23 protein-coding genes are annotated in these 23,611 nt (G+C 64.3%); 9 read left to right on the top strand and 14 right to left on the bottom strand.

From position 1 onward, the window contains the following. Positions 1-76 precede the first annotated feature (76 nt). A complete protein-coding gene (locus ACVILL_RS19275; RefSeq protein WP_456730503.1) occupies positions 77-1,747 on the bottom strand; it encodes an L-lactate permease in 1,671 nt (556 codons plus the stop codon). A 309-nt stretch (positions 1,748-2,056) separates the two neighbouring features. On the opposite strand from ACVILL_RS19275, the gene ACVILL_RS19270 reads away from it, so the two are divergent. Continuing rightward, positions 2,057-3,802 carry an ABC transporter ATP-binding protein/permease gene (locus ACVILL_RS19270; RefSeq protein WP_456730502.1) on the top strand — a complete coding sequence of 582 codons (1,746 nt, stop codon included), beginning with the start codon at positions 2,057-2,059 and terminating at the stop codon, positions 3,800-3,802. Positions 3,803-3,994: 192 nt separating this feature from the next. On the opposite strand, the gene ACVILL_RS19265 is transcribed toward ACVILL_RS19270, so the two are convergent. The 5 genes from ACVILL_RS19265 to ACVILL_RS19245 form a co-directional block, all read right to left on the bottom strand. Further along, the gene (locus ACVILL_RS19265; RefSeq protein WP_456730501.1) at positions 3,995-4,990 is read right to left on the bottom strand and encodes a TorF family putative porin; all 996 of its coding nucleotides are present in this window, start codon (positions 4,988-4,990) and stop codon (positions 3,995-3,997) included. 154 nt (positions 4,991-5,144) lie between these two features. Then, positions 5,145-5,336 carry a hypothetical protein gene (locus tag ACVILL_RS19260; protein ID WP_456730500.1) on the bottom strand — a complete coding sequence of 64 codons (192 nt, stop codon included), beginning with the start codon at positions 5,334-5,336 and terminating at the stop codon, positions 5,145-5,147. 50 nt (positions 5,337-5,386) lie between these two features. Beyond that, positions 5,387-5,776, bottom strand: coding sequence for a histone (locus tag ACVILL_RS19255; protein ID WP_456730499.1), 390 nt, complete (start codon positions 5,774-5,776; stop codon positions 5,387-5,389). A gap of 228 nt (positions 5,777-6,004) precedes the next feature. Further along, entirely contained in the window at positions 6,005-7,321 is a 1,317-nt protein-coding gene (glcF, locus tag ACVILL_RS19250; RefSeq protein WP_456730498.1) for a glycolate oxidase subunit GlcF, read from the bottom strand. Positions 7,322-7,426: 105 nt separating this feature from the next. Further along, complete coding sequence (locus ACVILL_RS19245) at positions 7,427-8,656, bottom strand: FAD-binding protein (RefSeq protein WP_456730497.1); 1,230 nt, start codon at positions 8,654-8,656, stop codon at positions 7,427-7,429. Positions 8,657-8,977: 321 nt separating this feature from the next. Here ACVILL_RS19245 and ACVILL_RS19240 point away from each other — a divergent pair, with 321 nt between their 5' ends. Continuing rightward, positions 8,978-9,463, top strand: a complete 486-nt coding sequence (locus ACVILL_RS19240) for a putative quinol monooxygenase (protein ID WP_456730496.1) — start codon at positions 8,978-8,980, stop codon at positions 9,461-9,463. A 50-nt stretch (positions 9,464-9,513) separates the two neighbouring features. Here ACVILL_RS19240 and ACVILL_RS19235 read toward each other — a convergent pair whose 3' ends face one another. Both ACVILL_RS19235 and ACVILL_RS19230 read right to left on the bottom strand, forming a co-directional pair. Further along, positions 9,514-10,665, bottom strand: coding sequence for an acyltransferase family protein (locus tag ACVILL_RS19235; protein WP_456730495.1), 1,152 nt, complete (start codon positions 10,663-10,665; stop codon positions 9,514-9,516). Between the two features lie 129 nt (positions 10,666-10,794). Continuing rightward, complete coding sequence (locus ACVILL_RS19230; RefSeq protein ID WP_456730494.1) at positions 10,795-11,988, bottom strand: acyltransferase family protein; 1,194 nt, start codon at positions 11,986-11,988, stop codon at positions 10,795-10,797. Positions 11,989-12,198: 210 nt separating this feature from the next. Here ACVILL_RS19230 and ACVILL_RS19225 point away from each other — a divergent pair, with 210 nt between their 5' ends. Continuing rightward, entirely contained in the window at positions 12,199-12,612 is a 414-nt protein-coding gene (locus ACVILL_RS19225; protein WP_456734298.1) for a hypothetical protein, read from the top strand. A gap of 97 nt (positions 12,613-12,709) precedes the next feature. Here ACVILL_RS19225 and ACVILL_RS19220 read toward each other — a convergent pair whose 3' ends face one another. Then, positions 12,710-14,203: an FAD-linked oxidase C-terminal domain-containing protein gene (locus ACVILL_RS19220; protein WP_456730493.1), complete on the bottom strand. Its 1,494-nt coding sequence runs from the start codon at positions 14,201-14,203 to the stop codon at positions 12,710-12,712. 249 nt (positions 14,204-14,452) lie between these two features. Here ACVILL_RS19220 and cycA point away from each other — a divergent pair, with 249 nt between their 5' ends. Further along, complete coding sequence (gene cycA, locus ACVILL_RS19215; protein ID WP_456730492.1) at positions 14,453-14,848, top strand: cytochrome c-550 CycA; 396 nt, start codon at positions 14,453-14,455, stop codon at positions 14,846-14,848. Positions 14,849-15,013: 165 nt separating this feature from the next. Here the strand turns inward: cycA and poxB are convergent, their stop codons facing one another. Both poxB and ACVILL_RS19205 read right to left on the bottom strand, forming a co-directional pair. Next, positions 15,014-16,750 (bottom strand): ubiquinone-dependent pyruvate dehydrogenase, encoded by a 1,737-nt coding sequence (gene poxB, locus ACVILL_RS19210; protein ID WP_456730491.1) that lies wholly within the window; start codon positions 16,748-16,750, stop codon positions 15,014-15,016. Positions 16,751-16,859: 109 nt separating this feature from the next. Continuing rightward, positions 16,860-17,822 (bottom strand): alpha/beta fold hydrolase, encoded by a 963-nt coding sequence (locus tag ACVILL_RS19205; protein ID WP_456730490.1) that lies wholly within the window; start codon positions 17,820-17,822, stop codon positions 16,860-16,862. A gap of 340 nt (positions 17,823-18,162) precedes the next feature. Here ACVILL_RS19205 and ACVILL_RS19200 point away from each other — a divergent pair, with 340 nt between their 5' ends. Next, positions 18,163-18,339, top strand: a complete 177-nt coding sequence (locus ACVILL_RS19200) for a hypothetical protein (RefSeq protein WP_167351865.1) — start codon at positions 18,163-18,165, stop codon at positions 18,337-18,339. Positions 18,340-18,424: 85 nt separating this feature from the next. Here the strand turns inward: ACVILL_RS19200 and ACVILL_RS19195 are convergent, their stop codons facing one another. Together ACVILL_RS19195 and ykgO are read right to left on the bottom strand one after the other, a co-directional pair. Next, positions 18,425-19,081 carry a tetratricopeptide repeat protein gene (locus tag ACVILL_RS19195; RefSeq protein WP_456730489.1) on the bottom strand — a complete coding sequence of 219 codons (657 nt, stop codon included), beginning with the start codon at positions 19,079-19,081 and terminating at the stop codon, positions 18,425-18,427. A 126-nt stretch (positions 19,082-19,207) separates the two neighbouring features. Beyond that, a complete protein-coding gene (gene ykgO / locus ACVILL_RS19190) occupies positions 19,208-19,333 on the bottom strand; it encodes a type B 50S ribosomal protein L36 (protein WP_002718645.1) in 126 nt (41 codons plus the stop codon). A 478-nt stretch (positions 19,334-19,811) separates the two neighbouring features. On the opposite strand from ykgO, the gene ACVILL_RS19185 reads away from it, so the two are divergent. The 4 genes from ACVILL_RS19185 (at position 19,812) to ACVILL_RS19170 (ending at position 22,952) form a co-directional block, all read left to right on the top strand. Further along, a complete protein-coding gene (locus ACVILL_RS19185; RefSeq protein WP_456730488.1) occupies positions 19,812-20,696 on the top strand; it encodes an amidohydrolase family protein in 885 nt (294 codons plus the stop codon). 185 nt (positions 20,697-20,881) lie between these two features. Further along, complete coding sequence (locus ACVILL_RS19180; RefSeq protein ID WP_456730487.1) at positions 20,882-21,724, top strand: dienelactone hydrolase family protein; 843 nt, start codon at positions 20,882-20,884, stop codon at positions 21,722-21,724. Next, positions 21,721-22,464, top strand: coding sequence for a haloacid dehalogenase type II (locus ACVILL_RS19175; RefSeq protein WP_456730486.1), 744 nt, complete (start codon positions 21,721-21,723; stop codon positions 22,462-22,464). Before ACVILL_RS19180 ends, ACVILL_RS19175 begins: the two co-directional genes overlap by 4 nt. A gap of 20 nt (positions 22,465-22,484) precedes the next feature. Continuing rightward, positions 22,485-22,952 (top strand): YbaK/EbsC family protein, encoded by a 468-nt coding sequence (locus ACVILL_RS19170; RefSeq protein WP_456730485.1) that lies wholly within the window; start codon positions 22,485-22,487, stop codon positions 22,950-22,952. A gap of 179 nt (positions 22,953-23,131) precedes the next feature. Here ACVILL_RS19170 and ACVILL_RS19165 read toward each other — a convergent pair whose 3' ends face one another. Next, positions 23,132-23,506, bottom strand: coding sequence for a hypothetical protein (locus ACVILL_RS19165; protein ID WP_456734297.1), 375 nt, complete (start codon positions 23,504-23,506; stop codon positions 23,132-23,134). Positions 23,507-23,611 lie beyond the last annotated feature (105 nt).

Genomic DNA, 23,611 nt, shown 5'->3' with positions numbered 1-23,611 from the left:
GAAAAAGCGCTTGAAAAGTAAGATCCCCGCGGGCTCTCACCCGCGGGGATCTTCGTCTGGGCGACGCCTCGCCTCGTTATTTCAACACCAGCTCCGTGAACGGATACACATAGGCCTGCAGGGTCACGAACAGACCGACCAAGCACGCCAGCACGATCGAGTGCAGGAACACGTAGCGCAGGATCGAGCCCTCGTGGCCGTACCAGTTGGTCGCGGTCGAGGCGACCACGATCGATTGCGCGTCGATCATTTTGCCCATCACGCCGCCCGAGGAGTTCGCCGCCGCCATCAGGATCGGCGACAGGCCGAGCTGCTCGGAGGTGATCTTCTGCAGATTGCCGAACAGCACGTTCGATGCGGTATCCGATCCGGTCAGCGCGACGCCGAGCCAGCCGAGCAAGGTGCCGAAGAAGGGATACAGCACGCCGGTCGCCGCGAAGGCGAGACCGAGCGTGGCGTCGACGCCGGACAGCCGGGTCAGCGTGCCGATCGCGAGCATCGCCGAGATCGTGATCAGCGAGATCGCGCAGATGCGGATGGTGCGGCCATATTCGGCGATCAGCTTGAGCGGCGAGAAGCCCATCAACAGACCCGAGATGATCGCGGCGATCAGCATGCCGGTGCCGGTGAACGACAGATAGGTGAAGCCGAACACGGCGCCTTCCGGCGTCGGCTTGGCGGCCACCGGCGGCACCTTGAAGATCAGCTTGTCGAGCTCGGGCACCGGGTAGTTCCAGACGAAGTTGGCGTTCGCCCAGGTCTTGAAGGCGCCGTTGCCCCAGATCAGCATCAGGATGCAGACGATGATCCACGGCAAGAGTGCGCTCCACAACTCGCCCTGGGTCAGCGGCGTCTTGTCGAGCGGCGGCGCGGCCGCCATCGTCGCGGCCGATTCATCGCGGCCGCGCAGCGCCGGCGACAGCCAGAGCTGCCGCGGCTGCCAGACCTTCAGGAACAGGATCAGCGCGCCCATCGAGATCAGCGAGGCGCCGATGTCGACGATCCAGGGGTTGATGTAGTTCGAGATCACGAATTGCGGGACCGCGAACGACACGCCGGTGACCAGGATCGCCGGCCACACCTCCTTCATGCCGCGCCAGCCAGCGAACGCCCACACCACCCAGAACGGCACGATCAGCGAGAACAGCGGCAGCTGCCGGCCGACCATGGCGCCGAGGATGTAGGGATCGAGCCCAGTGACCGAGGCGAGGCCCTGGATCGGCGTGCCCAGCGCGCCGAAGGCGACCGGGGCGGTGTTGGCGATCAGCGACAGGCCGGAGGCCGCGAGCGGCGAGAAGCCGAGCCCGATCAGCACCGCACCGGTGATGGCGACCGGTGTGCCGAAGCCCGAGGCGCCCTCGAAGAAGGCGCCGAACGAGAATGCGATCAGCAGCAGCTGCAGGCGGCGGTCCTCGGTGACGCCGCCGACCGCGCGCTTCAACAGCTCGAACTTCCCGCACCTCACCGTGACCTGGTAGAGGAAGATGACGTTGAGCACGATCCAGCCGATCGGGAAGAAGCCGGTGATGACGCCGAGCAGCGTGGCGCGGATCGACATGCCGGCCGGCATCGTGAAGATGAAGATCGTGATCAGGTTGGTCACGATCACGGCGATGATGGCGGCGATATGCGCCTTCACCTTGCCGCTGGCGATCAGGACCAGCAGCGTGACCACGGGTATGGCGGCCGCGACCGTCGACAGCCCCGCATTGCCCAGCGGATTGTAGATTTGATTCCAGGTGTTCATCTCGGGTCCTCCCCCTATTTTTATGCAGTGCGCCGGCCTCGATGCGGGCAGGCGCGACTGGTGCGATTGCGGGAGTCCGTCGGAATGGTTGCAGCCCCGGCTCGCGAATGAACGATCGGTAAGGATCGCTCACATCCTCGCGAAAAATCGAAGGCCCCCCGCCCCTCGCAATTGTCGCCATGCTAGGGTTGACTCGATCGCCGGGACAAGCCAACGCTTGCATGCCAGGCTTACGACTTTAGTCGAGGCCCACTCCGATTGTCCCGATTCTTCAGGCCTTTGCGGCCCCTTCCCCGGAGACGATAATCTGTGAACAACATTCGCTCGACGCTCGCGGCCGTGTGGCGCATCGCCTCGCCCTATTTCAGCTCCGAGGACAAATGGGCAGGCCGCACTCTGCTTGGCACGCTCATCGCGATGGAGCTGGTGTCCGTCGGACTTGACGTGTTGCTCAACCAATGGCGCAACCGCTTCTACACCGCGCTCCAGGACAAGGATTGGGACACTTTCAAGCGCGAGATGCTGGTGTTCTGCCTGCTGGCGGCGGCGTCGGTGGTGCTTGGAATCTATCAGCTCTACCTGAACCAGTGGCTGCAGATCCGCTGGCGGAACTGGATGACCGGCAAGTATCTCCGCGACTGGGTTCGCGGCGCCAATCACTACCGCATGCAACTCGTCGGCGATGCCGCCGACAACCCCGACCAGCGTATCACCGACGACGTCAAGCTGTTCGTTGGCCAGACGCTGGCGATCGGCATCGGGCTGTTGAACTCGGTCGTCTCGCTCGCCTCCTTCGTGGTGATCCTGTGGGGCTTGTCGAAAGTTCTGCCGCTGCTGCTGTTCGGCGTCGACTTTTCCATTCCGGGTTATCTGGTCTGGGGCGCGATCGTCTATGCCATCCTCGGAACGGCGCTGACGCAGTGGATCGGCTCGCCGCTGGTCAATCTCAACTTCGACCAGCAGCGGCTGGAAGCGGATTTCCGTTTCAACCTGATGCGCGTACGCGAGAACTCGGAACAGATCGCGCTGCTCAAGGGCGAGGGCGCGGAGCGCGAACGGCTGTCGGAGCGGTTCGGCCGCGTGATCGGCAACTGGTACGGCATCATGAGCCGGACCAAGCGGCTGACCGCCTTCACGGGAAGCTATGCGCAGGCATCGGTGGTGTTTCCCTTCGCGCTGGCGGGCCCGGCCTATTTCGTCAGCAAGACGGTGCAGCTCGGCGCGTTGATCCAGATCGCCGAGGCCTTCGGCAAAGTGCAGGACGCGCTCTCCTTCTTCGTCACGGCCTACCGCACCATGGCGGAATGGCGCGCCGTGATCGCCCGTCTCGACGGCTTCGAGAACTCGATCGCCGCCGCCGAGAAGCTGGCGGTCGATCCCGCTGCGATTCACGAAAGGCCGGCGGCCGGCGGCGAGATCGCCCTGCCGCAGCTCCTCGTCAAGCTGCCGAACGGGACGCCGTTGGTCGCGGCCGAGCATTTCAGCTTCCGTCCCGGCGAGCGGACGCTGGTGACCGGGCCCTCCGGCGCCGGCAAGTCGACGCTGTTCCGCGCCGTGGCCGGCATCTGGCCGTTCGGCAGCGGCGCGGTCGAGATCCCCGCCAACGCCAGGCTGATGATGCTGCCGCAACGCCCCTATCTGCCGATCGGGTCGCTGCATGACGCCGTGGTCTATCCGGGCGAGGCCGCGAAATTCGACGCAAAGCGGGTCCGCGATGTCCTCACCGCGGTCGGGCTGCCGCAACTCGCGGCGCGGCTCGAGGAAGAGGCGCACTGGAACCGGATGCTGTCGCTCGGCGAGCAGCAGCGGCTCGGCATCGCCCGGGCGCTGTTGCACGCGCCGCAATTCCTGTTCCTGGACGAGGCGACGGCCTCGCTCGACGAACCGTCGGAAGCCGCGCTGTACAGGCTGATCGGCGAAAAACTCCCCGATACCACGGTGGTTTCGATCGGCCACCGCTCGACGCTCGAGGCCTTCCATCAGCGCAATGTCGCGCTGGTCCGCGACGGCGACCACTTCACCCTGCGCGACGCCAGGGTGCCGGTCTCGTCATAGGCCGCCCTCGCGGCTTCGGTTCGGAGGGTTGCGGCGCCGACCCTCCTGCCGGCTGGCCGCCGCAAGCGGGCGCACGATCAGAATATCGAAAACAGCAAAGGGGAGCCGACGGCGGCCGGCGTTCGACGAGACCGCCAAAAACAAAAGGGGCGGCAGATTGCTCTGCCGCCCCTTTATCCTCGGAAGAGGAGATTACTTCAGATTGGACATCGCGGTCAGGTCGACCGAGAGCTTGGCGATACCGGCCGCGCCGCACCAGTTGGAGCTCGTGCCACCCGGGTTGATCGGGGTGACAGCAGTGGTTCCACCGGCGGTGAAGTCGCTGGTGAAGGCACTGCAATCGCCCTTCGACATATCCGTGTCGGAGTAGCGCAGGTCGAGCGTGAACACCTTGTAGGTGAAGCCGATGCCGATGTTCCAGGTGTTGTAGTCGGCATACTTGATGCCGTTCGGGAACGCCGGGACGCCGTAGAAGCTGTCCGAGGTGCCGAGCCACTGCCGGCCGAACTCGCCTGACACGTACATGCCGACGCCGCTCGAACCGAACACGGCGCTGGGCGCGGTGTACTTGCCGATGATCGAGGAGTAGTTGCCCCAGGCGCCGGTGTTGAGGAAGTTCGGCGAGTAGTACTCGTTGATGGTGAACGCCCAGTTGTCGTTGATGGTCCAGGTCGCCTTGCCATAGACTTCGAAGAAGCTGACGTCCTTCTTCATCACAGCAAGATTGGTCAGGGTGTTGGCCTGGCAATCGGCGCTCAGCGGATTGCCGGCGAAGTCGGCCACGGCACCGCCGCCGTAATAGCAGGTTCCACCCGGATACAGGTAACCCCAGACGCCGATGTCGAAGGCGAAGGCTCCGAAGGTCGGGCGGATACCGCCGTAAACGTCGACTTCCGCCGCGGCGCGGTTGGCGAAGGAGATGCTCTCGGTCGAGGTGCCGACGTAGAGCTGCAGGTCCTTGCTGACGTTGTAGCGCGGCTCGAAATAGGCGGTGACCGACGGATTGTGGTTGGACTGGGTGACGCCGCGGAAGATGTAGTCGCTCATGATGCCCGCGCCGAAGGCGATGTCCCAAGGATCGAACGGAGCCGGTGGCGGCGCCTTGACGGCCTTCACCGCCATGTCAGCTGCCATTGCCGAGCTCGAAATCATTGCTAGCGCCGTTGCTAACAAAGCCAGTTTCTTCATGACGATCCCCATCTACTTTTCCAGACAGCCCAGCTCCGGTGGCCCCCAGGGCGCGCGCTAACGGACTGCAACTAAATCGAGTGGGATCAATTTGAATTGCGTGCACGGTACCGTGAAGCCAAAAAGTCATGCAGGTGCCGCCTTTTTAGGCGTTCTAGGCATTGCGCCGCATGTTGGTCTGCGGGTGTTGCATTTGCACCACAAGACTGACACTCCCGTAGCGGTTGAGCCGGGCACCTGACGTGGCGTCGAGCAACAGCCGGCCGGATGCGAAAGCGCCGACGCGAATCGCCGTGCCCGCAAAACCACGGGCTGTCCGCCGATACGGAAAAAGCCGCAGCGGCATCCGCTGCGGCTTCGATCAGGCGAACCCGTCCAGGTCGGATGCAGGTTCGGTTAGTGGTGCTCGCCGTCTGAGGTGCCCCAGCTCGGCGCCGGCTCATGGCTCGGCGTGGCCCAGCTCGGCGCAGGCTGCGGCGCAGGCTCGGGCGCCGGAGGTGCTGCGACCGGGGCAGCCGGCTTCGGCGCGGCGGCCTTCTTCGGCGCGCTCTTCCTGGCGGCCTTCTTCGCGGCTTTCTTGGGCGCGGCCTTCTTTGGAGCAGCCTTCTTTGCAGTTTTCTTCGCGGCTTTCTTGGCCGACTTCTTCGCCGATTTCTTTGCTGACTTCTTCGCAGCCTTCTTGGCCGACTTCTTCGCGGACTTCTTCGCAGACTTCTTCTTGGCCGCTACCACCTTCTTGGCCTTTTTGGCCTTCTTGCTTTTCTTCGCCTTCTTCGACTTCGCCATCGTGGTCCTCCTGTTGCCGCTATGTGAGTCCGCCGGGCGTATTGAAGTGATCGCTTGCCGAACGTTGGCTGCATCTCTGGGAGAGGCACCCTCCACTTCGCTTGTCGGGCATGATGGCCGCGCGATCGCTTCGCGTCTGTGGCAAGGAAGCGCCGGTCCTTCGCATTGCGTCAGACAGGTTGCGTCAGAGCAAGGCTGAGGTCCGGATCATGCTCGAGTGGCAGTCGATCAATTCAATCCTGGCCGGGGACCTCCTGTCGCCCAATCGAGAAGCTCAATCGTGTGCACCACAGGAACTGACGTACCGCCGGCAATCTGAACCATGCAGCCAATATTGCCCGCAGCGATCATGTCCGGTTTGACAAGCGCAATATTGGCGACCTTGCGATCGCGCAATCTGCTCGCAATGTCGGGCTGGAGAATGTTGTAGGTCCCCGCCGAACCGCAACACAAATGGCTCTCAGGCACATCTTTCACCACGAATCCATTCTTGGAAAGCAATTCTTTCGGAAGTTGAGTGATTTTCTGTCCATGCTGCAACGAACAAGCCGAGTGATAGGCGATGGTGACGTCGCCTTTCTGCGTTGAAGGCGCGAGCTCGAGAGCTGAGAGATACTCGGTGATATCCTTTGCCAGCGCCGAGATTCGCTTGGCCGGCTCCGCGAATGTTTTGTCCTCGCGCAGCAGGTAGCCGTAGTCTTTGACAACTGTCCCACAGCCCGAGGTCGTCACCAGAATGGCGTCCAGCCCGTTCTGGTCCGCTTCCCTTTGCCACACCGTGATGTTGGCCCGTGCGCGCGCCAGTGCGTCGGCGTCCTGTCCCATGTGATGGGTCAACGCGCCGCAGCATTGCTCGTCCCTGACCAGCACGACCTCGACGCCGTGCCGGGTCAGCACATTGATGGCGGCCTGATTGATGCGTGGCGCCAGCACCTGCTGGGCGCAGCCCTGCAGCAGCGCGACCCGGCCACGGCGCCGGCCGACCGGCGCAAACACGGTTCCCGCCGCCGGTCCAGCCGGCGGCAGGCCGCGCGGCGCGAGCGCCAGCATCGCCTTGATCCGCCGCAGCAGGCCGGGGCTCGACGCACCAACCGACGGCGTCGGCAGCAGCGCCGCGAACGGACGGGCGAGCCCGGCCAGGATCATGCTGATCCGGAACAGGCCCGGCCGCGGCAGCACGAGGGCGAGCACCGACCGCAGCAGCCGCTCGGTCGGCGGCCGCTGGTAATCCCGTTCGATCCGGACCCGGGCCTGGTCGACGAGGTGCATGTAGTTCACGCCCGACGGACAGGTGGTCATGCAGGCAAGGCACGACAGGCAGCGGTCGATATGCTTGACCACGTCCGCCGTCGGCGGCTTGTCCTTCTCCAGCATCTCCTTGATCAGATAGATGCGGCCGCGCGGGCTATCGAGCTCGTCGCCGAGCAGCACATAGGTCGGGCAGGTCGCGGTGCAGAAGCCGCAATGCACGCAGGCGCGCAGGATCTTGTCGGCTTCCTTGATGTCGGGATCGGCGAGCTGCGCCAGGCTGAACTCGGTCTTCATGCACCCCGCCTCTAAAGCGCGATGAGATGAGGTAGAATCGTCATCGCGCTTCAGCTCCTTGTTTGGGCATGATCTTTTCGGAAAACCGCTTCGCACTTTTCCGGATCATGCCTTGGTCATCCGGCCGCGGTTGAGGACCGACCTCGGATCGAAGCTCGCCCGGACCCGTTCGCCGAGCGCGGCAAGCCCGGCCGGCTGCGGCTGGAACACATCGACCGCGCGGCGCACATCCTCGGTGGCGCGGATCAGGGTGGCGTGTCCGCCAATCGCCTCGACGTGGCCGCGGATCAGCGTCGCCTGCGCGTCGGCATTGGGCGGCACCGCGGCCCAGATCAGCCCGCCGCCCCAGTCGTAGATCACGTCGCCGCCGGTGGCGCGCGACAGTGCCTCGCCCAGCGCACCGCCTGAGGCCGGCGGGCAGACGATGCGCCATACCGGCCACGCCCCGAGCGCGCCGTTTGCCGCGAACGGCACCACGTCGCGCAGCGCGCTCCAGATGGCAACCGAGGCGTCGTCAGCGAGGACGTCGACCGCTCCAAAGGACGAGAGTGTCTGGCTCAGCGACGCCGCCCGGTGCGCCGCCGACGCCGTAATCCCCTCGAGCCGCACCAGCGTGACCGGCTGGCCGGCGGCTGCGAGGCTGCCGAGCGCGCCGGTTCCGGACCGCAGCACTGAGCCAGGCAGATGCGCCGCGCCGGAGACGTCGAAGGGCGAGCCCAGCGCCGCTGTCATCGCCCTGTTGGCGGTGACGTCGTCGAGGGAGCGCAGCACCAGCGTCCGCTCGGCTTCCGGCTTCGGCATGACCTTGAGCGTCACTTCGGTCATGACCGCGAGCGTGCCCCAGGATCCGGCAAGCAGCTTGCAGAGATCGTAGCCGGTGACGTTCTTCACCACCCGTCCGCCGGTCTTGAAGCTGTCGCCGAACCCGGACACAGCGTGCGCCCCGAGCAGGTGATCGCGGGCGCCGCCTGCCTTGATGCGGCGGGGACCGGCGAGGCCGGCGCCGATCATGCCGCCGATCGTGCCGGCGCCGGCGCTGCCGAGCAGCACCGACGTGTCGATCGGCTCGAAGGCGAATTGCTGGTTCTTGGCGTCGATCAGGGATTGCACGTCGGCAAGCGGCGCACCGGCCTGCACGGTGATGATCAGCTCGTTCGGTTCATAGGCGGTGACCGCATTCAGCACCGAGACGTCGAGCACCGCATTGGTCGCCATCGGATGGCCGATGGCGCGCTTCGATCCGTGACCGACGACCTCGAGCGGCTGCTCGCCGGCGACGGCCGCGCGCACCACCTCTTCGACGTCCTTGATGTCTCTGACTTTGAGCGTTTCCACCCGCTAGGCGGTAACGAAATTTCGCTCCGAAATCAAATGCGATGCGACGCGCCCCACCGTGGCAACGCCGGCGAAACCGTCCGGCAATGAGGCCTTGCCGCCCGCCGTGACGGGAACAGTTGCCGGATCGCCCTCGAATGTTGCGCCGGGCAGCCACGACCCTACCAAAGGCTGAGACGCAACACTTCGGCCACGATCGAACCATTTTCACGACATCGACATTTCGACTGTCGCCTAACCGAGTTCGCCGAACGATCCGCTATCCCTCGCCCTGCCGGTTCGGCCGGCAGGACGGTTGGCGCAAATCATCTGGAGGCGATCATGACACGTTCGGACATTACCACCACGACAATGATGCTGACCCGACGATCGGCGATCGGCTCGTTCGCGGCGATCATGACGATCGCCGGCGTCTCGCCCTGGGGCGGATCGCAGGCTCGATCGGAGCAAAGCAACGGAGGACTACCAATGAAGCACTATGCGATGAGCACACGGACCATCAGCGATGCAATCAACACCGCCGGCCTCTTGGTCGTGGCGCAATGGGAAGCGAAGGAGGGACAGGGCGACAAAGTCGCTGCCATTCTCGACAGCTTCCTGCCCGAGGCGCAGAAGGACCCCGGCACCAAGCTATTCCTGATCGGCCGAGGAAAGGACAATCCGGCGCAATTCCTGTTCTACGAATTGTTCCAGGACGAAGCGGCGTTCAAGGCCCATGGGGAGAGCGCCTACTTCAAGACCTACATCGCGGAGCAGGCACTGCCGCTGCTCGCCAAGCGCGAGCGGACGCAATACACGCTGCTGTGACCTGTGGCGCCGCGGGGCTTGTGATGCAGGTCCTCCCGTCCGGTGCAATATCAGACCGACGCACGGCTGCCGAGCGGCGCACCCAGCTCGATCCGCTCGGGCGATTTGCGCCAGAAGGCTGCGATCGAAATCCGAGAGAGCACCGCCGCCTCGATCTGTTCGAGCGGCGCCCTGAGCCGAAGCGCGTGTTTCTCGACGAGATGCCAGGACGCGAACGCGACGCCGAAGGCAATCGGCAGGCTGATCAGGATGTTCAGATACCAATGCTGTACCGGGGGGCCCAACGCCGCAACGGACTGCTGAACGACGACCCCGTAGAGATACATCCCGTACGAGTAGTCGCCGGATGACACGATCCAGTCGCGCCGCGGATTCATGAGCCCCAGATAGCACGCGACATACGCGACGGGTCCAACAATGAACGCATCGGTGTATCCCGTGGTCATCCCGGCCGCGCAAAGCGTCAGTGCGAGCAGGAACGCGGTGCGGTTGAACGGGACCTTGTCGCGCCAGAGATAGAAGCCGACACCTGCGAGGAAGCAGAACACGAGCAGCGGCGGACGAAGGTGAAGATACTGCACGTCCGAATGGTAGATATCGTGCCAGGCGAAACCGATCTGGGCGAACACCAGAAATGCCAGATACAGCACCCTGTTGAAGCAGATCGTGGCCACGGCGAGCAGCGCCAGGATCACATAGCACCACAGCTCATACGGGACCGTCCAAAGCTGCGCATTCACCGCAAAGGGTACCGGATTGTGCAGAAAGACGCCCGGAAGCTGATAGTGGATGTCGCCGACGATATTGTGAAAATAGGCATAAAATTGCGGGTCCGCGAAATACTGCGCGAGGGGAAGCGCAGTGAAGATCGGGCCGATGATGATGGCCGAGAGTGTCGTCTCGACCGCAAGCGCGGGCACAATGCGAAGCACGCGCAGGCCGAGAAATGAAATCAGGCTCTTGCACCTCAGCAAACTCGCCGTCACCAGAAACCCGCTCAAGGCGAAGAAGAGCGCAAGGACCATTGCGGCCCCGATGCGGATATGGTCCAGGATCTCCATCGCCCGGTCGATCCCAAAGGTGACGTTCGCACTGTGCAGGCAGATGATGGTGGCCGCCAGCGCGAGCCGCAGATAGTCGAAGCCTGCGGGCCGATAGCGCGAAAGAGCCAACTGATCGGCCAGGCTAAACAAGGGTTGCATTGCGCTTCCGGGACAACTGTTTCATCGGAAACTATCCAGCAACGAACTAACAAGGCATGAACGCATAGCGTGCATGTCTAAGCAGACGCGATATAGGCGACGCGTCCCCGAATTCGCAGCAAGCAATGGTTATCGACCGGAAAGGACGATCGGTCGAACTGGATTGATCGGCCCCGGCTGGACGACGGCCTCTCGTTCGGCCTGCTCGGCCCGGCGTCCGAATCCGAGGATCGAAAGCCTGGAGAGCATCGCTGCTTCCGACCGCTCGACGGCATCTCTGAGCCGCAGCGCATGTTTCTCGACCAGATGCCAGGACCCGACGGCGACGCCGAACGCAATCGGCAGGCTGATCAGGATATTCAGATACCAGTGCTGAACCGATGTGCCGAACGTCGCCACGCACTGCTGGATCACGAAGCCGTAGAGATAGAGCCCATAGGAGTAATCGCCCGACGACACGATCCAAGTGCGCCGCGGATTGAGCAGGCCGAGATAGCACGCGACATAGGCGGCCGGCACCGGCGCCAGCGCGTCGCCGCGTCCGGTGGCCATGCAGGCCGCGCACAACACCAGCGCCAGCAGGCAAATGGTGCGGTTGAACGGCACCTTGTCGCGCCAGAGATAGAAGCCGACGCCGGCAAGGAAGCAGAACACCAGAAGGTGCGGGCGAAGCTGGATCGGCACCTCGTCCCAGCGGTAGAGGTCGTAGCTCAGCAGCGCGATCTGGGCGACCACCATGAACACAAGATACGCCACCCTGTTGAAGGCAATCGCGGTTGCGGCGAGCAGCGCCAGGATGACGTAGCACCACAATTCGTACGGCACCGTCCAGAGCTGGGCATTTACCAGCTTGGGCATCGGGTTGTGCAGGAAGACGCCCGGCAGCTCGTAATGGATGTCGCCGACGATATTGAGGAAATAGGCGTGGAAGTTCGGGTCGGCGAAATATTGCGCCAGCGGCAGTTCGGTGAAGATCGAGCCGATGATGATCGCCGACAGCGTGGTCTCGACCGCGAGCGCGGGCCCGATCCGAAGCACGCGCAGGCCGAGAAAGGAAATCAGGCTCTTGCATCTCAAGAGGCTTGCCGTCACCAGGAAGCCGCTCAACGCAAAGAACAGCGCGAGGATCATCGCGACGCCGATGCGCAGCGTGCTCGAGATTTCCAGCGCCCGGCCGAGCCCGAGCGTCACGTTCAGGCTGTGCAGGCAGATGATCGATACCGCGAGCACGATCCGCATGTAGTCGAAACCTGCGGGCCGATTGCGCGACAGCGCCAGCTGATCGGCAAGGCTCGGCATCGATGTGTTGGCGAAGACCTGCATCTCCTGAAAATACCGGGGAACAGTTGAAGGCGGTGTAAACGGTGCCCGTTGCAAATTGCGGCGGCGCGCGACGGCTCTGATGGCGTGTCACGGCCATCGCGGCAAGCATCGGTTAAGGTTATCGGCTGGTGAGCGCGATCCGTCGAAATGTACCGATCGGCACCCGGTGATTTTGGTCGCGGCTCGACCGCCGTAGGGAGAACCGCCGCAATGAGCATCAAACTGACCGCCATCGCGCTGCTCTCGATCATCGTGGCGGGAGAGGCGCGTGCCGCCATGCTCACCGACACCGAGGCGACGTTCCTCGAGCAGCTCGTCACCGCAGCCGCGGTGCTCGAACAACGATGCACCGGCTATGAGCCCGATGGCACCGGCGGCGTTCAACTCGGCGCCCGGCTTCTCGGCAGCCCCGATGCCGCGATGGCGATGATCAACGCCTTTGACGCCGCCATCAAGGCCCACGACGGCAATGACTACGATCCGGACAAATTCCGCCCCGAGGTGTCCGAAGCGGCAGGGAAGACGTTCAAGCGAGTCAGGGCCGAGTTGATCGAAGACCCGGAAGGGGCCTGTGCCGAATATGGCGACAGCGGCGCGGCAGTCGGCCTGCTGCGACGGTACTAGAGCGTGATCCGGAAAAGTGGAAACCGGTTTTCCGAAAAGATCATGCTCAAACAAAGAGATGAGATCGTGATGCGTTTCCGTGGAAACGCATTACGATCTAGAACCGCGGGATATCCGGGAAGGCCAGCTTGCCGGCGTGGACATGGACGCGGCCGAGCTCGGCGCAGCGATGCAGCGTCGGAAACACCTTGCCGGGGTTGAGCAGGCCCTGCGCATCGAAGGCGCATTTCAGCCGCTGCTGCTGGTTGAGGTCGATCTCGGTGAACATCTCCGGCATCAGGTCGCGCTTCTCGATGCCGACCCCGTGCTCGCCGGTGAGCACGCCGCCGAGCTCGACGCAGCAGCGCAGGATGTCGGCGCCGAACGCCTCGGCCTTCTCGATCTCGCCCGGCTTGTTGGCATCGTAGAGGATCAAGGGATGCAGATTGCCGTCGCCGGCGTGAAACACGTTGGCGACGCCGAGGCCGTATTTCTCCGAGAGGTCGCGGATCCGCGCCAGCGCCTTCGGCAAGGCGCCGCGCGGGATGGTGCCGTCCATGCAAAGATAGTCCGGCGAGATGCGCCCGACCGCAGGGAATGCCGCCTTGCGGCCGGCCCAGAACAAATTGCGTTCGGCCTCCGAGTTGGAGATCTGCAGCGTCACCGAACCGCAACCCTTGGCAATGGTCTCGACCCGAGAGATCAGCTCGTCGACCTCGATCTGTGGGCCGTCGAGCTCGATGATCAAAAGCGCCTCGACATCGAGCGGATAGCCGGCATGGACGAAAGCTTCCGCGGCGTGGATCGCGGGCTTGTCCATCATCTCCATGCCGCCGGGGATGATGCCCGCGCCGATGATCCGCGCCACGCATTCGCCGGCCGCCTCGACCTCGGCGAAGCCGACCATCAGCGCGCGCGCCGTCTCCGGCTTCTGCAGGATGCGCACCGTGATCTCGGTGATGACGCCGAGCAGCCCCTCGGAGCCGGTGATGATGCCCATCAGATCGTAGCCGGCATTCTCGCACCCCTTGCCGCCGATGCGCAGGATCTCGCCACTCATCAGCACGATCTCGCAGCCCAGCACGTTGTTGGTGGTCATGCCGTATTTCAGGCAGTGCACGCCGCCGGAATTTTCCGCGACGTTGCCGCCGATCGAGCAGGCGATCTGCGACGACGGATCGGGCGCGTAATAGAAGCCGGCATGAGCCACCGCCTGGCTGATCGCGAGGTTGGTGACGCCGGGCTCGGTGACAACGACGCGGTTGTCGAAGTCAATCTCGCGAATCCGCTTGAACTTGCCCAAGCCCAGCAGCACGGCGTCGGCCAGCGGTAGCGCGCCGCCGGACAGCGAGGTGCCGGAGCCGCGCGGCACCACCTTGATGCCCTGCTGCTGGCAGTATTTGAGGACCTTCGAGACCTGCTCGGTGGTATCGGGCAGCACCACGACCATCGGCGGCTGCCGATAGGCGGTCAGGCCGTCGGATTCATAGGTCAGCATCTCGGCGGCGCTGTCGATCACACCCTCGCCCGGGACGATTGCGCGCAGGGCTGCCGTGATCTCGGCGCGGCGGGCAAGGACGGCCTGATCGGCCGCCGGCATCATGATGGACATTGGTGTTCCCTTGGGACGGCTGTCGCCCCTCGCCGATTTGTTACGACAAATCAATCACGTCTGCACCTGTTTCAGTCGCCTTGTTTCAGTCAGCCGGCCGAAGGTCGGATTGCCCTCACCCGCAAGGCCTAGTTCTCTCTGGGACAAGCGGGCCGTCATGAAACCTGTCAAAGTTTCGTGGCTTGTCCTGTCCAAGCCGGACATGCCACAAACGCTTCACTACCCCCGGGACGAAACGAAGAGAACCCCATGAACCTAAAGACCTTGAGCGCGCTGGCGGTCGTCACATCGCTGGCCACCGCATCCTCCGCGCTGGCGCAGGATGCCGCCGCCGGCAAGACCTCGTTCAACAAATGCCTCGCCTGCCACGCAATCGGCGAAGGCGCCAAGAACAAGGTCGGCCCCGAGCTCAACGGCCTCGACGGCCGCCACTCCGGCACTGCGCCGGACTACAACTATTCCGACGCCAACAAGAATTCCGGCATCACCTGGAACAAGGATCAGTTCCTCGCATACATCAAGGATCCGAAAGCCAAGATCCCCGGCACCAAGATGGCCTTCGCCGGCATCAAGAACGAGACCGAAGCCCAGAACGTCTGGGCCTACATTTCGTCCTTCGACAAGGACGGCAAGCAGAAGCAGTAGCTCGCGAACGGGGCGGGCAATGATCAGCGCCCGCCTTGCTCGCCCCTCATCCTGAGGAGCCCGCGAAAGCGGGCGTCTCGAAGGATGTAGGCCACAGACCGGGCCTCATGGTTCGAGACGGCGCTGACGCGCCTCCTCACCATGAGGAGCCGGGCTCGGCCGCGTTCAGCGCGGCAAGAGATTGGTCTTGGCGAGATCGACCACCTCGTCGCCGCGGCCGCTCATCACGGCGCGCAGCACCCACAGGCTGAAGCCCTTGACCTGCTCCAGCGTAATGGTCGGCGGCATCGACAATTCCTGCGTCGCCGTCACGACGTCGAGCACGGCCGGGCCGTCATGCGCGAAGACGTCGCGGATCGCGCCCTCGAGCTCGCCGGGATCCTCCACCCTGACGCCGTGAATGCCCATCGCGCGAGCCATCGCCGCGAAATCGGGATTCTTCAGATCGACCCCGGTCTCGATGAAGCCGGCGGCCTTCATCTCCAGCGCCACGAAGCCGAGCACGCTGTTGTTGAAGATCACGACCTTCACCGGCAGCTTGGCCTGGGTCAGCGTGATCAGATCGCCCATCAGCATCGCAAAGCCGCCGTCGCCGGACATCGACACCACCTGCCGGGCGGGCTGCGCCGCCTGCGCGCCGATCGCATGCGCCATCGCGTTGGCCATCGAACCATGCACCCAGGAGCCGACCAGCCGGCGGCGGCCGTTCATTTTCAGATAGCGCGCGGCCCAGATCGTCGGCGTGCCGACATCGGCGGTGAACACCGCGTCCTCGCTCGCCTGCTCGCTCAACAGCCGCGCCAGGTATTGCGGATGGATCGGCTTCTGGCCTGGCTTGCCGCGGGCGAGATCGTCGAGCCCGGCGCGGGCGTCCTTGTAATGCGCGAGGCTGGCGTCGAGGAATTTGCGCTCGGTCTTCACCGCCAGCTTCGGCAACAGCGCCGCGATGGTCTCGCCGACGTCGCCGACGATGCCGAGATCGAGCTTGCAGCGGCGGCCGAGATTTTCCGGGCGGATATCGACCTGGGCGATCTTGATGCCGGTCGGGAAGAACTGCTTGTAGGGAAAGTCGGTGCCCAGCATCAGCAGCACGTCGCAGCCGTGCATCGCGGCATAGCCGGAGGAGAAGCCGATGAAGCCGGTCATGCCGACGTCATAGGGATTGTCGTATTCGACATATTCCTTGCCGCCGAGCGCATGCACGATCGGGCTCTTCAGCGTCTCGGCAAGCTTGATCAGGCCGTCATGCGCGCCGGCACAGCCGCGGCCGCAGAACAGCGTGACGCGACTGGCGCCATTGAGCAGCGCGGCCAACGCATTCAGTTCGGTGTCGGCCGGACGCACCACCGGCACCGGCGGCAGCAGGCCGGCATTCGGCGCGATGTCGCGCTTCGGCGCCGGCCGCATCGCGACGTCGCCGGGCAGCACCAGCACCGCGACGCCACGCTTGCCGACCGCGGCGCGGATCGCGTTCTCCAGCATGTAGGGCAGCTGCGCCGGATCCGACACCAGTTCGCAATAATGGCTGCATTCGCGGAACAGGTCCTGCGGATGGGTCTCCTGGAAATAGCCGCCGCCGATCTCGGCCGACGGGATCTGCGCCGCCAGCGCCAGCACGGGGGTGCGGCTGCGATGCGCGTCGAACAGGCCGTTGATGAGATGGAGATTGCCCGGGCCGCAGGAGCCCGCGCACACTGCGAGGTCGCCCGTGATCTGGGATTCGGCGGCGGCGGCGAAGGCCGCCACCTCCTCGTGGCGCACATGCAGCCAGTCGATCGTCCCGCGCTTGCGCAAGGCCTCGGTCAGGCCGTTGAGGCTGTCGCCGACGACACCATAGATGCGCTTCACACCGGCCTGGGCAAGGGTTTCAGCGATGAGGTCGGCGATGTTGTCGATCCGCATGAGACGTGTCCTTCGATGTAACCGGGAAACCGCGCGACGACATGATGTTCGGCGCGATGCGGCGGCGCAAGCCTTGCCGGATCACATTCGCGCGGCGAACACGCGGCGGCTATTGCGCCGAGACCATGTGCCGCGTCATCCGGCCGGCCATCGCCTCGATCTCGGACGCCACGAGATCGGTCGCGGCGTACTGCACCATGTGGCCCATGCCCGGCAGCACGATGAGCTTTGCGTTCGGCGCCGTAGCGGCCAGCGGACGCGAGTGAATGCCGGTCGAGACCGTCTTGTCCGCATCGCCCGAAATGATTGTGACCTGTGCCTTGATCTCCGTATAGCGCGGTGCCTGTTCGATAACGGCAGCCTTCAGCGTCACGAGGTCGCGCGCGTTGGCGATGAACTCGCGCGGCCGCAGCAACAGCAGCGTCGCGCTGTCGCGGACGAAATCAGCCGGCATCGGCTGCGGCGCGAACACGCCGCGCGCGCCCGAACTGGCGACGAGGAGACCCAGCGGCAACGTGATCGTGTGCGCAAGCAATGGCCCGATCAGCGGCGTCGAGATCACGTCATTATAGCGGCCGGCGCCGCCGCGCCAGGGATAGGCGACGGGCGCGAGCAGCACGAGGCCCGCGACGCGGTCCGGATGATCCAGCGCCATGCGCAGGCCGAGCGCGCCGGCCCAGGAATGCGCCACCACGATTGCGCGGTCGACACCGATTCTGGTCAGCGCGTCGGCGATCATCCGGCCCTGGATTGCGGACGTCGAATCCGCGACACGCTCGCGCGTGCTCCAGCCATGGCCCGGCCGGTCGATCAGGATGACCCGGCGCGTCCTGGCGATCTGGACGCCGAGCGGCTGCATCGCGCAGAGGTTGGAGCTCGCGCCATGCAGCATCACGACCGGCGGCCCCGCGGCATCGCGGGGGCCGAGCTCGATCACATGCAGCCGCGCGCCTGCGACATCGATCATCCGGCCCTGTGGCGGACAGGCGCGCTGGATCAGCGTCACGCCGATTTGGGTTGCCAAGGCCAGCGCCAGCCCGGCCACCGCCAGTGCGATGATCGCGCTCAACATCGAGGGGGTCCGAAGGGTGTTGGGCACCCGGAAATTACGAGGAAGCCGCGGTCAGGTTTCGCCCGGTACCGGATTTGTCCCGGCCGGAGCACACTGCTGTCCAAAAAGCCAATTATCGCTCCGGCTCGCGCCCGGGCCGACAGTTGTCCACAATGCGCCCAGCCTGTGGATAGCGGGTTCATACCTGCGTCATTAGTCATTTCATAGATTGGCGGTGGCAATTTTGCCATCAGACGCGAGGCTACATCGAAACCGGGACGCGCTCTCTGGCTTGTACACCAAATCCACAGGAACCGGCGTCCGCACGACGAGTTCAACGGGAAGTAATCGGAGGAGTACCATGATTTCCGACCCTAGCGATGCGGCCATCGACCAGATCGTGGCGAGTTGCAATGGCGACCTGCGCGGTGCCCTGAAGGCACTCTTGCTGGTGAACGAGCACCTGGAGGCGGAGCTTCAGCAATTCTACGCTGCCGTAGCCCAGGACAGCGCGTCCCGCGGCAAGTTCCTACACTAGTCCCTTCGCCGGACCGTATCGCGAGCACATCTCAATTCGCGAGCCACGCGCCCATCCGTCCGCGATCGAGATCCATCGCACGCAATCAGATGTCGCGGCCTTCGACCTTCTCGGTCAGCTGCTTGACGATCTGCGGCACCTTCTCGAGGTAGGGATCGACAGCCAGCGCCTTGCGGAAGGCGTCGAGCGCACGCTTGTCGTCGCCCATGTCCTGCATGATCATGCCGACGCCCGCCAGCGCGCCGAAATGGCGGGGCTCGCGGGTCAGCACCTGCTGCAGATCGGACAGCGAACGGACATAGTCGTTCTTGAGGTAGTAGATCGTCGCGCGCCGGTTCCAGGCCTCGACATAGTCGGGCCGCAGCTTGATTACGGCGTCCAGCAGCTTCAGCGCGATATCGACATTCTGGGCGTCGAGCGCGGCCTTGGCGCGTACCATCAGCAGCGCCGCGGTATCGCTTGGGGTTTGCAGCCACAGCGCCCAGATCCGCGCCTCGACGTGCCGGGCGCTGTCCTCATCGGGCGCGGCCTTCAGCGCGCCGAACAGGAAATCCAGCCCGCGGGTGCGGTCGGCCGGAACCTTCGGCAGCTTGGTCGGCGCTTCCGGAAGCTTCTTCTGAGCCCTGGGCGGCGGCACCACCCGCGGATCGTCCTGCGCGGCGGCCGCGACAGGCATGGCCAGCAGCGCGGCGATCACGATCGCCAGCCGACGGTTGGCAGGACCTAGGAGATTTAATCCCATCACCGAAGTCTAGACGCACAAAGCCGCACTGCAAAGCAGCGCGGCGTCAAAGACCTGTGAAGGATACGTCGGAATCAACCGGCGATCCGCTCAGGACGGCAGCCTTCTCGGATCAATCTTTTCAGATCAGCCCTGGCGCGCCTTGAAGCGGCGCTGGACCTTGTTGATCACATAGACGCGGCCCTTGCGGCGGACCAGACGGTTGTTGCGATGGCGGCCGCGCAGCGACTTCAGCGAGTTACGGACCTTCATGGGACAATCCTGTTACTTCGAAAGGCCCGTGTTGGAGGCCGTACCTGATCAATGCCAATAACTGGCGAAGCCAATAGTTGGCGAAATGGGATTTATCCCGACAAGCGGCCTGCCGCCCGGGACGGCCGGTTTCTAAGCCATCGGACCGTTAAATGTCAACCGATGCGGGCCGATTTTCAGGCCCATCCTGCCGTGGAACCTGCGCGCGCCAATCCGCCACGCCATTGAGATCGCTTCGGAAACGGCGTCCGTCCTGATGATCCGCGCGTGGGCCTGTGCAGCCGCCGCGCCCTGACGGCGGCTGCACAGGCCGGCGAATCGTGTTTTGCCGCACCGGACTCGGGCCCCCCTTGCGAACTTCGCGGCCGAGCCGAGATCCGACCGCGATCCCGCCCCATCGGCCTCAGATCGCTTGCGAAAATCGTTATATCATATAATTATTTTCCATCACCAACAAACAGACCGCCGGGGAAGCCGAATGCCCAAGCTCAAACTGCCCGACATCGAAAAGGTCACAGCGATCGACATCCACACCCATGCCGAGGAGCCGTGCGGCATGCATGGCGACGACGGCTATGACGACTTCCAGGCGCAGATGGCCGACTACTTCAAGTCGCCGCACAAGCATCCGCCGACCGTGCCGGAGACCGCGGCCTACTACCGTTCGAAGAACATCGCCGCGGTGATCTTCCCGGTCGATGCCGAGCGCGAGACCGGCTTCCGCCGCTACAACAATCTCGAAATGCTCGAGGTCGCCTCCGATCATCTCGACGTGCTGATCCCGTTCGTCTCAATCGACCCCCACAAGGGCAAGCTCGGCGTCCGCGAGGCGCGCAAGCTGATCGAGGAGTACGGCGTCCGCGGCTTCAAATTCCATCCGACCATGCAGGGCTTCTACGCCAACGACCGCATGGCCTATCCGCTCTATGAAGCGATCAATGACGGCGGCGCGATCGCACTGTTCCACACCGGCCAGACCGGCGTCGGCTCGGGCATGCCGGGCGGCATGGGGATGCGGCTGAAATATTCCAACCCGATGTACATGGACGACGTCGCGGCCGACTTCCCCGACCTCAAGATCATCCTCGCGCATCCCTCCTTCCCCTGGCAGGAAGAGGCGCTGTCGGTCGCGACCCACAAGCCAAACGTCTATATCGACCTGTCCGGCTGGTCGCCGAAATATTTCCCGCCGATCCTGGTGCGCTACATCAACTCGATCTTGCAGGACAAGATGCTGTTCGGCTCCGACTGGCCGGTCATTACGCCGGACCGCTGGCTCGCCGATTTTGCGAAACTCGACATCCGCGAGGAGATCCGCCCGAAAGTATTGAAGGCCAACGCACGGAGGATTTTGGGCATCTAGCGCATGATCCGGACCCGGAGGGCCGCGTTAGCGCAAAGTGCGGAGCGGTTTTCCCTCGCGACAAACCCGGAACGCGTTGGCGCGGAGACCATGCGCAAACAAGGAGATGAGATCATGACGCGATTCCGTGGAAGCGCGTCATGATCTAAGGGAGTATCATCGGAGGCAAGCTTCGGAGGTGGTTCATGACGAACTTCACCGGACTTGCAGCCCTTCTCGCCACGCTCGCTCTGTGGGGGTTCGGCCCACCCCCCGCGCCGGCGGCCGACACTGCGCCGCGCCTCGTGGAGTTCGAAAGCCCGCTGGCCGGACCGCAAGCGTTGCAGGGCTTTCTGCGTGTGCCCGATGGTCCCGGCCCCTGGCCCGCGGTCGTGCTGATGCATGGCTGCGGCGGCGGTTGGCGGAGCGTCGACGAGCGCTGGGGCAAGCGGCTCGCCGAATGGGGCTATGTCGCGCTGACGATCGATCGCTTCGGAACGCGCGGCATCACGAGCGCGTGCACGGGCGGACTGCCGCCGTCGACATTGTATGATGCGTACCGCGCGCTGGACTACCTTGTCGGACAGCCGTCGGTCGACCCGAGCCGGGTGGCCGTGCTCGGATTTTCCCAGGGCGCGACGCTGGCGCTGCTCGCGGTGGAGCGCGGCCAGATCGAAGGCTCCTCGAAGGAAAAATTTCGCGCCGCGATCGGCTTCTATCCACTGTGCGGCGGGGTCAAGGGCAACATGACCGTGCCGACGCTGATCCTGGTCGGAGAGCTCGACGACTGGGCGCCCGCGAATGCGTGCCGCAACCTTGCCGAGGGCCGTGACGACTGGGGCATGGCGCGGGAGAAGGACACGGGGATTCCGATCGCGATCACCGTCTACCCCGGCGCCCATCATGATTTCGACGTGCCCTCGCTCCGCACGCCCCAGACGCAGCTCGGTCATCACCTCGAATTCAACGCGGCCGCCCGCGACCAATCCGTCGACGCCCTCAGGAATTTCCTGTATTCGACGATCGGCGGGCAAGAGAGACCACAATGACAATCAAGGCAATCGTCTTCGACGCCTACGGCACACTCTACGACGTCCAGTCGGTGGCCGATGTCACCGAGGATGCGTTTCCCGGCTATGGCGACATCATCACGCAGGTCTGGCGCCTCAAGCAGCTCGAATACTCCTGGCTGCGCACGCTGATGCGGCGCTACCAGGATTTCGCCACAGCCACCCGCGACTCGCTGGCCTACACGCTGCGCTGCCTCGGCCTGCAATATGACGAAGCGACCTTTGGGCGCATCATCGACAAGTATCAGCATCTCGCGCTGTATCCGGATGCCGTCGCAGCGCTCGAGGCGATGAAGGACAAGAAGCTCGCGATCCTCTCCAACGGCAGCCCCGACATGCTGAATGCGCTGGTGCGTAATTCCGGGCTCGACCGCCTGCTCGATGCGACCATCAGCGTCGATGCCCACAAGGTGTTCAAGCCGGCGCCCGAGGCCTACACGCTGATCGAGGAGGTGCTGAAAGTACCGCCCGCGGAGGTGCTGTTCATCTCCTCCAATCCGTGGGACGCCTGCGGCGCCAAGGCGTTCGGCCTCAACGTCGCCTGGATCGAGCGGGTGACGCCGGAAGCGATGGCGCTCGCCTGTGTCGAGAGCGAGACGGTCGCCCCATTGACGATGTTCAAGGCACTGCGTACCCAGATGGACGAGCTCGGCGTCGTGCCCGATCACAGGATCCACGGTCTCTCCGAGCTTCCTGCCCTGGTGTCTGCCAGATCCTGACTAGCAAGGTCCTGAACTTCATGAGCATCGAGTCCGTCCGCGCCTTCTTCGCCGAGAAGGCGCCCGATATCTCCGTGATCGAATCCAGTGTGAGCTCCGCGACCGTCGTGCTGGCGGCAGAGGCCTATGGCGTCGAGCCGGCGCGGATCGCCAAGACGCTGAGCCTGCGGGTCGGCGACCGCGTGGTGCTGATCGTCGCCGCCGGCACGTCGCGGATGGACAACAAGAAGGTCAAGGCGACCTTCGGCGGCAAGCCGAAGATGCTCGGCCTCGACGAGGTCGCCGACATCACCGGCCACGAGGTCGGCGGCGTCTGCCCGTTCGGGCTGAAGACGCCGCTGCCGATCTATTGCGATGTGTCGCTGAAGGCGTTCGACGTCGTGGTGCCGGCCGCGGGCTCGACCCACAGCGCGGTGCGCATCACGCCGGACAGGATGGCGGAGCTGACGGCGGCCGAGTGGGTCGACGTCTGCGAGGTCAGGCCCTAGAGATTCTTGCTTGCCGCATCTTCTTCACGCGAACCGGTCCACTTCGCTCAAGAGGCTCCAAAGGGCGATGTGTTCAGCTTGAAGTATCATCGCGCTTTGGTTTCTTGTTTGAGCATGATTTTTTTGGAAAACCGCTTCGCACTTTGCGCCAACGCGGCCCTCCGGGTCCGGATCATGTTCTAGTCATCATCGTAGTCGGGCGCGGGCCGCGGCGGCGCAACCGGCGCAGGCTGGGTCTGCTGTGGCGCGCGCGGTCGTTGCTGCACCTGCGGGCGCTGCGGCGCGCGTCCCTGTCCCTGGGTTTGCGCCTGTTGCTGCGCATTCGACTCGAATACAGCGCGACAGCCGCTGGAGAGCTGCGGCGTGTTCTGCCGCAGGCAAGCAACAATCCGGTTGGTGTCGGGAACCTGGTCGCCGCAGAGCCGCCACACATCCGGCGTGCACGCCATCTGCTGTTCCCATGTTCCGCGATACTCCTGCGACAACGCAGGCACGGCAACGCCAAGGCCGCCGATCGCGATCGCTAAGCTCAGGACAATCCGCTGCTTCTGCATGCCCAGTGCCCTTTTTCGATTTGATCCGCGCACGCGCGGGTTCCGCGCGGCGATTGCTCCAAGCTGGCAAATGAATGCGGCCAAGGATCGTTTCAAGGAACGCTC

It is taken from the genome of Bradyrhizobium sp. USDA 3364, from assembly GCF_054056355.1.
Note: the sequence above shows the minus strand (reverse complement) of the source record. Positions and strands in the feature narration are given on the sequence as shown.